This is a genomic window from Brenneria tiliae (genome assembly GCF_023347575.1).
GTDB lineage: Bacteria > Pseudomonadota > Gammaproteobacteria > Enterobacterales > Enterobacteriaceae > Brenneria > Brenneria corticis.
Genome location: NZ_JAKPCB010000093.1, coordinates 58,150 through 70,725, shown reverse-complemented (window position 1 = coordinate 70,725; position 12,576 = coordinate 58,150). Strand labels below are relative to the sequence as shown.

Here is a 12,576-nt window from a genome sequence, read left to right as displayed (position 1 = left end):
GTTTCCTTTAGACATATCACTCCCACATTGAAGTTCCGGTCACTCCGAAAGCCTGTAAAAAAATAGGTGCATATTCACGATCGGCTTCTTCTATACCGGGATGGCGAGCATTATCACATATGAATTCATCAATGCGTTTAGCGGCCTCAATTCCCTTTCTGAGTATTTGAGGTGAAATGTCACGAAATTGCTCTGACTGAACCGCAAGGATTTCTATTGTCTGCAATGTAGTGCCTGATGGGTGTTTTGAAGGATGCTCAAACGAGGATTCGTATGTGTCGCCGTGTGCAATGCCGTCGCGTATTTTGAGGCATTTTGCGCAGGTTTGGTAATCAGCGGACCCTAGGAACTTGTCAAATCCGCACATCGAAAGTGTTTTCTTGTGGAAATCCTTTCGTGACATCCTGTCATTGTTTTTGTCGTAACCTGGCTCAACCTGGCGACGATAGAAGATGAACATCGCTTCGATCGCAAATGCCAGAAAGATAAACCCCGTATTGCAGTGATACTGTACCCAATCTTTTTGCGCCGCCATAGACGCGTCATCTGCCAGAATGCAGGCAGTCTCTGCGATGCTCATGCACTCGTAAGACGGTTTGTTCTGTTTGGTGACTTTCATCTGTACGGACCCTCCCAGTTAATCGTTAAGAATGCACCGGCATTGAGATTTCTTTTTGTTGTCCCTGCAGAGCAAGGCTGATCCGTGTTGTGACTAATCTGAGAAATTTAGCAGGCGTTGTTCCCCTGTTTTCAGGAATGAACGTCCGCTGGTAATGAGCTCTGAAGTCAGCCTTAATGTCGTCACACTCAGCAAGGAGCAGATCGATGTCAAGAATAACAGCATGCTGCATCCCTTTGTGTGAAGCACTAAGGGATGCATCGATTTTAGGCTCAATGTCATTACTGTCGTCGAAGAGGTCGTAGTCCTGGACGAAATAAATGGCGATCAGGTCGTCAAGCGAGATTATATTGATTCTTTCCATGTTATGGATCCGGAAATGCTGTCAGAACGAAATAGGGTTTGCCATGATAAGGCCGGAATTCCAGAGTTACCCTGACACAATAGCAGGACATCACCTGTGAAGATTCACGCTAAACCGCAATGCGATTGACTGTAAAAATACACGCTTCAGTGTCATACGAGCGGGTAAACTGGGCGGGACGTTTTTAACCCACATTTCAATCTGGAGTCGGTTACCGCGCACTACTGCAGAGATAAGCCTTTCGACATCATCTACGGTTCTAAAGCTACTTGTATGGTCAACGCTTAAGCCTCGCTTTAAACTCTTCAGGGGTTTTACCTGCGTAATTGAATCTGACTTAAGTACCCATTTGCATTTTATTTGGTGACCGTTTTCACATCACTTGACCATCCCCGACTAAAATTGGCGCATAACTCTCGTCTTATGACGAGGTTCGGTATGAACGGCTGCTGTGTGCCAAGAGCAGAAGTTCATAGCACCTCAAGAAATTAATCAAAGGCGGGGCCGATTTTCTTATAACAGTACTGCAATTAAGTTGAAAGAATACTAAAAGCAAATAGTTTCTTTTTATGTGATGGTGTCACATTAAAAAATTCATTTTTCAAATTAATTAAACGCCTTTAAAATAAACCGCAACCTCATAAAGTACCATGTTATGGTTGACATTGGTTAAAAAAGGCGCTAGTAATTTAGCTCGATTTTAAAAAAGGACTGCACACATGTCATCTTTATTTCTTTCACTCTCTTTCGTTGATGCTGATTTTGTTAGCAACGTTTATAAGCGTCTACCACATGGTTTAGCTAGATACTATGAAAAAAGCTTTGATCGAGGAGAAGACTTAATATCAGCAATGGAAAGATCTCTTGATAATTCTGATATATTTGTGCTATTTGCATCTCGGAGTTCATTATCTTCTTATGCAGTGAACTTTGAAATAGAGGAAGCTAGAAGAAGAATAATTTTTAATAAGTTAAAAAAACTATATATTTTCCCTCTAGATCCAAGCCTTAATTTTCAAGATCTTCCTGAATGGATGCATAACTATTGGGTGCCGAATTCTGGAGATTCCCCTTCTGATATTGCACGCTATTTAACTACTATTTTACTTGAGCCAGGCTCAGATAATAATACCAATATACCTGATGTTATCGGGAGGGGGGTGTTAATTGATAATGTGAGAAGGCTTTCAGCATTACATTTTTCATCACATAAAGAAATGCCAAAAATATACATCTTCCCAGGTATAACTGGTATTGGGAGAAGAACTTTTTCAAATTATTATCAAAGAAATGCCCTTAGCTCTTTAGCTAATTTAAGATATGGACCAACGATCGCTCTATCGGCACAAGCTGAATTGGTAGATCTCTACCGTGCTCTAAGGGTAGAAATAGACTCAAATATTAAACCATCTAAAATTTTAGAAGAACAAGAGCATTTTATAGAACTAAGTGAAGACGATAAAATAGACGAGGTAATTAGAATTACGAATCACTTCACAAAACTTGGGCAGTCAATAACTATAATTTCTACAGCAGGTTTTTTTGATGATCATGCGATACCAAAAAAATGGGTAAAACCTTTATTTCAAAGAATGCCTCAACAACAATTAATTTTTATAATTAGTAACATACAATTTAAAAGTGAATTTATTGATGAAGTTGGTGTGGCCGTACAATGCAGAGTTAATGAACTAGCTGATGAAGACATCAAAACATTGATGATTTTAACAGCAGACTTACTAAAAATCAGTGATTTTAAAATATCAGATGAGTTTATCAGAGCTATAGGTGGGCATCCTGATGTTGCTAACGCAGGAGTGCGCTTAGCAAAACAAAAAGGAACAGCTATTTTAGAAAAAGATCCAAGTCAATTGTTTAATATACAAAAATTAATAATTAACGAATCAATTCGCGCTGAATCATTATTAGAACAAGAAAGGATAATTCTAGATGTTCTAAGCTGGTTACCAAATCTTAGTGCTGATTTATTAGAAGAAATATTGGTACATGAATTACATTTTACAGTTGATAACTTCAATACATCTATTGAAAGTTTGATTTTAGGATGTTTGATTTACGCCTCTGGATGGAAGTATTCTATAGCTTCATCCGTAAGGTATTTATATAGACGTCATAATATCACTGATAAAAAAACCTTAACTGCTATGGGGAAAGTTTTTGAAAAGGCATGGAATGAAAGTAAAGAAAGTGGTTTTCGCGATGATCTATTTTCCGCTTTTATATTCATGCAGGTCTTAGAGGGCAAATCTTTACCGGATGAACTGCGTAGACTAATGACTGCAAGTAATATTTATGAGATGGTAAAAAACACATATGCTCAAGGAAAATCCACTGAGAATGATACTGTTATTGAGCAGGCTATCAAGTGGGGGAAAATTGCATTCAATATGCAAATGGAAGGACGGCTACATGAAGAAATATTATCTATTGTTGCCAGAGCTCAAATAAGGCTCGAACATTATTCAGATGCACATATAACCATTTCTCATATGAAAGAGAAAGGTTATAGGCAATATGGTTTTCTCGAAGGGCATTATTTAAGGAAACGAAGAGAGTTTACTAAAGCAATTCCTATTTTAAAATTCTATCTTTCGAGTAATTCAAAAAGCAGATCTGCCGTTCACGAACTAGCCATTTGTTATAGACGAGAACGACAAATGGTAGAACTTGAAACATTACTTGAAAAACACAAAAGTCTAATTTCAGAAAGTGCTGAGTTATTAGATTTCAACATTGCATTGCATATTTCTCGTGGGAAAACAGAAAATATTTTACATCTTATTGAACAATTAAGAGACTTAGATTTTAACTCAAATAGAGCAGATTTACGTTATACACAATATCTAGCTAAAACCCAAAGTGACCAATCAGCTCTCGATTACTTATCAGATATTTTAAAAAATAATGATAGAGACTCTAAAAGACTACGCTCAGCCAGGGCCGTATATGCAGCGAGAAGTGGTAATGTAAAGTTAGCTCGTGAAGATCTTGCAATGATTAGAAGCATAAGGAAAAATGATTTAAAAAATGAATCAATTGAATGTGAAATACTAATTGCGGAGAATAAATCATTTGATGCCTATAATTTACACAATAGGCATAGTTTAAAAGATGCTGGCGATTGGGCTCTTAGGGCTAAGATATTGGACTCTATTATAGAGAATTCTGACATCGGTATTTTAGAATTAAAACCATACAGAGAGGAACGAAGAAAAATAAGATCAAAATATGACGAAAATGACTCCGGGTTATTATTTGATGAGTAGTCATTAAAACGTAAAAGGTTCTGTGTTATTCCATTTACATAAGGAGTAACATATGAACCAATCAGATTTAAATATAATAAATTAACCTCTTCAATCATTAATGCATATCTCATAGACATTAATGATTGAATGCCTTTGTGTCCGCTGTTCGCTCAAAACTGTCAGTGAGCAGTACCTTGCCGTACAGTGCTAAAAGCAGTCATTCAATAATTATTCTTTGACTCTAATCACGAAATTCTTAGGTTTATCTAAAATGTTTGATTGCTCACGCATAATAAATGTGGATGGATTATTCTTTATAAGAATGGGAGCATTTTTGCCTACTATCTAAATATTGTTAGGTTATTAGGAGTGGATATGAGTTCTGAAAAAGCAAATCAATACGAACACCTTATGAAGAACAGGCCACATGTCGTTATCCTGGGTGCTGGCGCGACAATGGCGGCGATTCCTAACGGGGACAAAAACGGCAGGAAATCATCTGCCATGAACGGATTCATAAAATCGCTAGGAATGACTGAAATCCTCAAGGAAGTCAGTCTTCAAACTAGCAGCAACAACCTAGAAGACATTTACTCCGAGCTTCACGATCGCCCTGAATGTGATGCCATAAGGGAAGACCTAGACAGACGAATACGCGAGTATTTTTCAGAACTGGAGATCCCAGATGAACCGAATATTTATGACTTGCTGCTCTTGGCACTGAGAAAGAAGGACCTTGTCGCAACTTTCAATTGGGATCCGCTGTTGTTACAGGCGTATCAACGCGCTTCCCAGATCACTAAGGATTTACCCGATCTTGCATTCCTGCATGGAAACGTACTTGTAGGCTATTGCCGCAAACACAAGTGCGGTGGAATTCTCACGGCATGCTGTCGGGAATGCGGTGAACCTTTTGATCCCGCTCCGCTGCTCTATCCTGTTACACATAAGAATTACGCTGCCGATCCTTACATTCAGGACAACTGGAAGGCTATTCAAAACAAGCTGAAACGCGCATATTTAGTAACTGTCTTCGGCTATAGCGCTCCAAAGACTGATGTTGAGGCTATTGCTCTTTTGAAGGAGGCTTGGGGGACAGTTAACGAGCGCAATCTTGAAGATTTTGAGTTCATTGACATCTGCGACGAAGACACCCTTATTTCAAGTTGGCAAGAATTTATTCATTCGCACCATTACCAAGTGCATAAAAATTTCTTCTCGTCGAGTTTGGCACAGCATCCGCGTCGAACGACTGTAGAACTCTTCGATCGCACCATGAATTGCATGTTTACTAAAGCAGTTCGAAAGTTTACTCCCGGTATGCGATGGGAAAACATCAATTCCCTTGTAACCGAGCTTGTTATTGAAGAGAACAAGCTTTCGGCTGAGGGCTTTTTGGTCACACACAAGGCCTAGCATGATATGCGAAAGGGGCGAGCCAAAAGCAGCGCGCTCCTCAACTTTACTTTAGTGGTTGGGATGTCCGCTCTTCGCTCATAGCCGACCCGACAGCTGGCTGCTTAGTGCCAGAAACAGACATTACAGCGGCGCAGTAGTAAATGGGGGCAGGACCGCCCAAGTGTGGTGGCTGTTCCAGTACATTCTGGGCTAACATCCCTCTGTAAATGTACAACTTGATGATATTAGCAGGGAAGCTGCTAACTAATATTTTTATCAAAAGTGCATATTTAATTAATTGGAGGCATCACCAATTACATATACTTCTTAAACGCCCCCACAGTAATTGAAACCGTCACGCCCAGCAGAAATGCCGCCGGCAATAAAATCACGCAGGGATTGATGGAGAACGGCAATGAAAGATAAACCATCCACGCCAGAAAAAACGTCGGAATAACGGTTCTTTTGGCATGGTGATAGATAAAACCGGACTCATATCCGCAGCCGAAACGGCGAATATCACGCCGTACCAGCCCGTCAACGATCCCGGTCAGCGCTGCGAGGATAAAGAGCGGAGAGGTTAGTAACAGGATAAACACTCTCAGTACAAAGGTCAGCATGATATAAACCGTTGCTTTGATATAAATATCTAACCAGTGAAACCAGTCGCTGTCTTGTTTATGGCGTAGCTGTTCCAACCAGGGAATAAATCCGGTATCCATAAATACCCACCGCCATGTTTTACCCAGAATAATATTCAGTTGGTTCACCGGATCAGTCATCAGTAAACTCCGGGTGACATTTTCCGCAAACCAGTTTAATTCCGTATCCATCATCATACGACTGTGTTCCGCACCCAGTTCGGGCCAGATAAAAGCGATCCCCAGCCATTCGATGATCAGGCTGAAAAACAACGAACCGATAAGCGCTGCGCAGATCTTTCCCAAACTCGACAGCAGCGTGGAAATCAATCCCTTTGGACGGGTAATTGGCTGGTTCGGGGTCTCACTCATCCAGCCCCTCCTGTAATGTGGACAGCAAATCTGCGTGATGGGGCGTAGTATGGGGGAGCGTTGCGCTGTTCCACCATTGTTCCCCGGTACGGTAACTGGCTTTCATATATTCCGTCAGTTGCAGGATGCTGTTCGGCATAAACGCGTCATTGATGGCGGCGGGTAGCGGCATTCTGATTTTCCACAGTTGCCCTCCCTCCAACAAAGCGAAAGCTTGTCCTTTCGGAAGCTGGATCAATGCAGCCGGGTCGATAAGCGGCACGCTGACAGCACTGACGCGATCCTGGGTATTGCTGATAAAATCCGATTCATGATCGGGATTGGAGGAATCGGTGACACCGGAGATGACCGTGTTGGTCAGCACGTCCACATTGTGTAACTGCCCGGTCATCAGCTCTGCGGTGGCGGTTTCGCGCACGCGCAGCATAAGCAGATTGTTGAAGTTGCCGATAATCTGCCGGGATTTTGCCGCATTGCCGAGACGGGCTTCAATATCACTCAGCGTTTGGGTGTAAGCAGTGATCTGAACATTCGCTCCGCCGCCTTTGTTAACCAACGGAATGAATTCATCGCCCATCAATTCGCTGAATTCGTCGCAATGCAGATTAATCGGGACTTTTGTCTGGCTTTCATCCGCAGGCAGGCCATCATTGACGCCGAATTTATAAATATATCCGGCAACGCTGACCAGATCGGCGAACATACTGTTTCCCACGGCAGCGGCTACGTCGGTATCGGATAATGCGTCCAGCCCCACGTACACCACGCCGCGCTTGCGGATGATCTGCTGCCAGTCGAATATTGGGCGGGGATCGTCCAAATCGCTATACGAAGGCGCCAGTAATTGCGCCGTTTTTCCTGTGGTCAGTTTTTCTAATAGCGGCAGTAATGAAGCCACGATTTTATCAAAATACGTCTTATCATAACGCACTGCTGAGCGCAGACCGTCCAGAATAGGATCATAGAGCCGGGTTGCCGCCAGATACTGCTCCAGCGCCACGACATAGTTATCCCGCCCCTGTAGATTACGCGGCGTATTTCTGTCGGTCACTTTCCCGGCTATCTGCGCAATAACATCCCAGGCTTTAGGTTCATGTTTTGGCAGGTAATACTGCGCATAGCGGATAAACAGATCGTCGATATTGATAACGTGACGGGAGATTTGCAGGTAGTCCGGTCGATGACCCAGTTCAATCAGTGCGCGGGCGATAATATTCACAAATCGCCATGCAAACTCTTTAAATGCGGCGCTATCCCCCTCGCTGGAAAGCTGTCCGGCGATACGCCCGGCCACTTCTGATATCCGGCCAAATCGTCCGATGGCGTTATAGCGCGCGCTGATGTCCGGCCAGCCGAGATGGAAGACGTAAAATTCATCTTCGCGACCGGCGCGTTTCGCTTCGGCGTAAGCCCGGCGCAGCAAATCCGCGTCGCCCTTCGGATCAAAAATGATCACGACCTCGCCTCGGCGGATATCTTGCGTAATAAACAGCTCCGCCAGCCGGGTTTTGCCTACGCGCGTGGTGCCCATGACCAGCGTATGGCCGACACGCTCGCCCAGCGGCAGAGTGACGTCGGTTTCATGCAGTTCGATACCGTGCAGCAGGGGGCTGCCGCCAACCGGGGGCAGCGGGCGTACCGGGTTCAGCCAGTGGTTGTGGGAGAGGCAGCGTCGGACAATCGGAAACGACGTATCGCAGGTTTTTTCCAGTTTCCGCGCCTGTTGATACAACCAGTGGGGATGCACGTATTTGGCGACTTCCGGTCGCCGGCAGGTATGCAGGCGCTGGGTGTGTTTTTGCTCCCAGCGAAATCCGCGTCCGATAAACAGCAGGTGGCGGCTGACCGGCACCCGATCGCTGGACATCACATAATGCGGCAGCCGGCGAATATTGCGGCGATAGCGCAAAATAGTCAGCCCTTGCCGCCCTCTGAATCCGGCAAACAGCAGAAATCCCCCGGCCAGCGGATAGCTGACGGAAGGCGACAGCATCAGCGACCACGGCGCGACCAGACAGATTGCGCCCGCCGTCAGGCCAACTGCGGCGCTGTAGAGTTCCACTGCCGGACGCAACAGGGTTTCGATGACGTGACGGTCGCTCATTGCGACAGCCCGGACGCCGTGATGAGCACCGGATACGCAGCCAGTTGCAGACGCTGCGCCAGATCGTCGCCGTTGATGGGGAACAACGTAAGATCGCCGGCTTGTTCACGCAGTGCGAGTAAACGTTCTGCGGATGCGACGCTGACGACCAGTCCGGTGGCGTTCAGTGATGTCAGCTTCGTTTTGTTTTTACCCAGCCATTGCACAGAAAGGGGGTCGTCGCCGATTAAAAACAGCGGCGTCATGCCCGGCAGCGACAATCGGCGCGGTGTGACGGGGCCGGGATGCAGACGTGAGGAAAGAACGGGGAAAATGGCTTCCGGTAAAGGAACAGGAATTGCGGAAGAAAAGGCCGAGGCGTCCGGTTCAGGCGCAATGGCGCTGAATAGCGGGGCGGTGGATTCGCCGCCAAGATCGGCGATGACGATCGGTGACGCGCCAGCCTGAAATGCGGTAGCAAGTAGAACGATGGTTGGGGAAAAGGCTTTCAGCATGGCATGAATTCCTTATTTTTTGATTTCATGACGGGGTGAGCTACAGGTGGCGGAAAACCTGCTGGCGATAGCGTTGCGCCGGTTTGCCGCCTGCCGGGCGGTGGTAGCGTCCGACTGCTTCGGGCCAGCTCTGCCATTTGTCGTAGTGGCGGCGCAGCAACGTAGCGGCGAGATGCAGATTGGGATACGGCGCAAGCGCCTCACAGGGATGGGTAAAATGGTGGCCGTTCCAGCCGAGATTGATTTGCCCCAGTCCGGCATCGATGCGCTTCGGGCTGGTGGTGCGCAGGAATCGGTGCAGGGCGGCGCAGGCTTGCCGCCGGGTGGCATAGCGGTAACCTTTTCCGGCCACGTTGAGCGTCCACGGCCACGGTCTGACGTCCTGCGCCAGACGGGTGCCGCTTTCCGTCAGCGCGATGGCGTAGAGCAGATCCGCCGGAACCTTGTTCAGCCGGGCGACCTGCCGGTAGCCATAGGGAATATCCTGCGTCGCATGAACGGACAGCGCGAACGGCAGCAAAAGCAGGGATATCAGGGCGTGGTAACGGGCAGCCATGCGTCCCCCCGGCGTTCGAGTACCGCGGGCATTTTCCCCTGTCCATTTTGCAGCCAGCGCCCGCCGTCATGGTTGAGGGTAATTTCCCGGCGCTTCACCCGCGTAATATCAATGCGTTTGCTGACGGCCCAGCGCCGCAGGCGGGCATCATCGTTATTGCTGTCGACCAGATAGAGATCGAGCGGATGGCCGGATTGAAGCAGGATGCTGAGCCGGGTATCGCAGGCCGGACAGTTTTCCGACACAAAAACCGCCAGGCGGCTGTCTTCATGCGCAGTCGGGAGCGAGGCTGCGGCTACCGGCAGCACATCCGGGAAGCGGCGTTTCCACGCAGCGTCGTAGGCGCGTTGAAACGCCAGCTCTTTTTCCACCCGCTGAAACTCTTTTTCGACCAACAGGTCGGCGTATTTACGGCGCTCGGCATCGGTGGCGGCCTCCACGCCGAGCGTGGTGAGCGGATCGAGATCCGGCGACCAGATGCCGCGTTCGCCGCGCTTGAGTTGTTCGTAGCGCGTCCATTCTTCCGGCGTCAGTCCCCAGTGTTGTGCGCTTGATAATTCGGACAACGGTTTTTCAGCGATGTGGGTAGTATCTGTGACAGTTTCGGTGGCGGCCTGCGCCAGTGGTATGGCGCAGGCGAACAACAAGGGCAGGATTTTCATGTCGCCTCCCGTCAGCTCAGCAACCGGTCGGCGGATGCACGCTGAAAACAGACGGTGCGGGTCACTTCATCCGTGTTCATAACCCACGCTGCTCCGGTAATCACCCGAAGCGCATCTTCTATTCGCAGCGGTCCCATTGAACGCTGGATATCGGGCAGGGGGCCGGCAAACAGTTGCCGCGCGTCGCTGGTCACGGGCAGACACAGTCCGTAGCCGGTGCCGGAAAGCCAGGCGCGCAGCGCATCGCCACGGGTGGTGGTCGGCCGGTTTTTCTTTGGTGCGGGAAGGGTATGGCTTGTTACCTGGCGTAGCGGAAATGTCAGTGTTTCATCCGGCGTCAGACTGACCAGCGTGTATCGGGCGGTATGGACGACTTCAATGGGCGCGGGTGTGGCGGAGACATTCCGGGGCTGGGTTTCGGAAGCCGTAACTGTGGCCGTCTTTGCTGTACAGGCGGACAGGATAAGGGTTACGGCGACGGGCCATAAACGGGATTTCTTCATAATATGCTCCGGCAGTGGTAAGGGCCGAAACAGAATGAAAAAAAGTGCGGGGAAAAGCGGTAAAAAACCAAAATCCTGAAGGTAGACATTTTATCTTAATGAACTAAACTAATAAAACTTAGTCCATAATTTTGTTTGGAGGCGTTATGCAAACCGTGAACATTCATGAGGCGAAAACCCATTTATCCCGGCTGGTTGAGATGGCCGCGAAAGGGGAGTCCTTTATCATCGCCAAAGCCGGTAAGCCGTTGGTCAAAGTCACGGCATTAAGTGCGCCGGAGCCTCAACAGGAAAGGCGGTTAGGGTTTATGGCGGGCAACATCAACGTGCCTGATGATTTTGACCGGATGGGCGAAGGGGAGATTGAGCAGCTTTTCGGCGGTGACAAATGAAATTTTTACTCGATACCCATGTGTTGCTCTGGGCGGCAGGCATGCCGGAAAAACTGTCTTCATCAACGGCGAAGTTGCTGGGTTCGCCGGAAAACGAGCTTTTTTTCAGCGTGGTCAGTCTTTGGGAAGTTGTCATTAAGCGCGGGCTGGGACGTGACGATTTTCAGGTTGATGCGCGATTGCTGCGCAGGGGGCTGCTGGATAATGGTTATAGCGAATTGCCTATCGCCAGCGAACATGTTGTTTCGGTCGAGAGTCTGCCTGCCGTTCACAAGGATCCGTTTGATCGTCTGCTGGTGGCGCAGGCGACAGTGGAGGGCATTACGCTGTTGACCGCCGATGCGCTGGTTGCGCAGTATCCCGGCCCGATACAAAGAATTTAACGCCCTTCGTCTGTAATAGATAAATATCTCTGCAACGGTGCCATGATTAATTTCCACGCGCAACGCCCATCATAAAAATGACGCCGGGGCAGGCGTCACGTAGTGGCAAATTTACTGATACCACCATGTATCAAATTGTTCGGCAAAATTTGCCGCCTGCTGGAGATCTGCACCGAAATGTTGTGTGAAATAACCTTCGGGCGTGGCGTAATTCACCAGACAGCCATTGTTATGGCACTCCATTACGGCGGCGCTTGTCTGGTACTTTTGGGCTAAACGAGTAAGGTCATCAAGCTGGAAACCGTGTTGCAGCGCGGTGATCAGCATGGTCTGTACCGCCTGCATTTCAATATTGTACAGGCACTGGGTCAGGTTCTGGATGTTGGCGTCGGTCATGGGTGCTCCCGCAGGGATAATGAAAAGAGGATTTCCGGCTTGCGCTCTCTGTTTGCAGGAAATGGCAGAGATAGGGGCGCTGTCTGCGACAGCGAGTAACCGGGGCAGTAAAGCGTGGTGAAGAAATAAAACGAACCGAAAACCCGATTTCCCGGAAAGACAAAAAAGGAACAGCGCCACAAGGGCGCTGGTGGGAATAAATCCGAATGAAAAGGATGAAAAATGGAGTGAAGGCGTCCCCGAATACTGCCGTCATGGCAGTACCGATCCGCATGCGGGGAGACGGATCGACAGCATGGCGCTTTCGCACAAACGGCTCCGTTTGGTTGCCGGTCGGCCCCGGCACAAGGCAGATGCAGCCATTCAGCCATGTCGCAGATCCTCACAGGCAGGGTAAAGATCTGCGACAAGGGAGAGTAAGCG

Annotated in this window: 13 protein-coding genes and 1 pseudogene; 4 read left to right on the top strand and 10 right to left on the bottom strand. The window is 47.8% G+C overall.

The genetic code is table 11. The annotated features are described in order from the left end of the window. Nucleotides 1-16: 16 nt before the first annotated feature. The 3 genes and pseudogenes from MFP24_RS07345 to MFP24_RS24385 all read right to left on the bottom strand — a co-directional run. A complete protein-coding gene (locus MFP24_RS07345; protein WP_249232788.1) occupies nt 17-619 on the bottom strand; it encodes a hypothetical protein in 603 nt (200 codons plus the stop codon). A 25-nt stretch (nt 620-644) separates the two neighbouring features. Further along, a complete protein-coding gene (locus MFP24_RS07340) occupies nt 645-983 on the bottom strand; it encodes a contact-dependent growth inhibition system immunity protein (RefSeq protein ID WP_249232787.1) in 339 nt (112 codons plus the stop codon). Between the two features lies 1 nt (nt 984). After that, a pseudogene (locus MFP24_RS24385) lies at nt 985-1,080 on the bottom strand (RNase A-like domain-containing protein); the annotation flags it as partial. Between the two features lie 622 nt (nt 1,081-1,702). Between MFP24_RS24385 and MFP24_RS07335 the strand changes: the two are divergent. Together MFP24_RS07335 and MFP24_RS07330 are read left to right on the top strand one after the other, a co-directional pair. Beyond that, nucleotides 1,703-4,270, top strand: coding sequence for a toll/interleukin-1 receptor domain-containing protein (locus MFP24_RS07335; RefSeq protein ID WP_249232786.1), 2,568 nt, complete (start codon nt 1,703-1,705; stop codon nt 4,268-4,270). A gap of 357 nt (nt 4,271-4,627) precedes the next feature. Then, nucleotides 4,628-5,668 carry a hypothetical protein gene (locus tag MFP24_RS07330; RefSeq protein ID WP_249232785.1) on the top strand — a complete coding sequence of 347 codons (1,041 nt, stop codon included), beginning with the start codon at nt 4,628-4,630 and terminating at the stop codon, nt 5,666-5,668. 296 nt (nt 5,669-5,964) lie between these two features. On the opposite strand, the gene MFP24_RS07325 is transcribed toward MFP24_RS07330, so the two are convergent. Genes MFP24_RS07325 through pilL2 form a run of 6 tightly spaced genes read right to left on the bottom strand, consistent with a single transcriptional unit; the run spans nt 5,965 to nt 10,982 of the window. Then, nucleotides 5,965-6,663: a TIGR03747 family integrating conjugative element membrane protein gene (locus MFP24_RS07325; RefSeq protein ID WP_249232784.1), complete on the bottom strand. Its 699-nt coding sequence runs from the start codon at nt 6,661-6,663 to the stop codon at nt 5,965-5,967. Further along, a complete protein-coding gene (gene traD / locus MFP24_RS07320; protein WP_249232783.1) occupies nt 6,656-8,767 on the bottom strand; it encodes a type IV conjugative transfer system coupling protein TraD in 2,112 nt (703 codons plus the stop codon). The genes MFP24_RS07325 and traD overlap by 8 nt, the downstream gene beginning before the upstream one ends. Further along, a complete protein-coding gene (locus tag MFP24_RS07315) occupies nt 8,764-9,261 on the bottom strand; it encodes an integrating conjugative element protein (protein WP_249232782.1) in 498 nt (165 codons plus the stop codon). The genes traD and MFP24_RS07315 overlap by 4 nt, the downstream gene beginning before the upstream one ends. Nucleotides 9,262-9,301: 40 nt before the next feature. Next, nucleotides 9,302-9,817: a lysozyme family protein gene (locus MFP24_RS07310; protein WP_249232781.1), complete on the bottom strand. Its 516-nt coding sequence runs from the start codon at nt 9,815-9,817 to the stop codon at nt 9,302-9,304. Then, complete coding sequence (locus MFP24_RS07305) at nt 9,793-10,479, bottom strand: TIGR03759 family integrating conjugative element protein (protein ID WP_249232780.1); 687 nt, start codon at nt 10,477-10,479, stop codon at nt 9,793-9,795. Before MFP24_RS07305 ends, MFP24_RS07310 begins: the two co-directional genes overlap by 25 nt. 11 nt (nt 10,480-10,490) lie before the next feature. After that, nucleotides 10,491-10,982 carry a PFGI-1 class ICE element type IV pilus protein PilL2 gene (gene pilL2 / locus MFP24_RS07300; protein WP_249232779.1) on the bottom strand — a complete coding sequence of 164 codons (492 nt, stop codon included), beginning with the start codon at nt 10,980-10,982 and terminating at the stop codon, nt 10,491-10,493. A 146-nt stretch (nt 10,983-11,128) separates the two neighbouring features. Between pilL2 and MFP24_RS07295 the strand changes: the two genes are divergently transcribed. Both MFP24_RS07295 and MFP24_RS07290 read left to right on the top strand, forming a co-directional pair. Next, entirely contained in the window at nt 11,129-11,374 is a 246-nt protein-coding gene (locus MFP24_RS07295) for a type II toxin-antitoxin system Phd/YefM family antitoxin (protein WP_136168085.1), read from the top strand. After that, nucleotides 11,371-11,757 carry a type II toxin-antitoxin system VapC family toxin gene (locus tag MFP24_RS07290; protein ID WP_112092846.1) on the top strand — a complete coding sequence of 129 codons (387 nt, stop codon included), beginning with the start codon at nt 11,371-11,373 and terminating at the stop codon, nt 11,755-11,757. The genes MFP24_RS07295 and MFP24_RS07290 overlap by 4 nt, the downstream gene beginning before the upstream one ends. 111 nt (nt 11,758-11,868) lie before the next feature. Here the strand turns inward: MFP24_RS07290 and MFP24_RS07285 are convergent, their stop codons facing one another. Beyond that, complete coding sequence (locus MFP24_RS07285) at nt 11,869-12,153, bottom strand: hypothetical protein (protein ID WP_249232778.1); 285 nt, start codon at nt 12,151-12,153, stop codon at nt 11,869-11,871. Nucleotides 12,154-12,576: the final 423 nt, after the last annotated feature.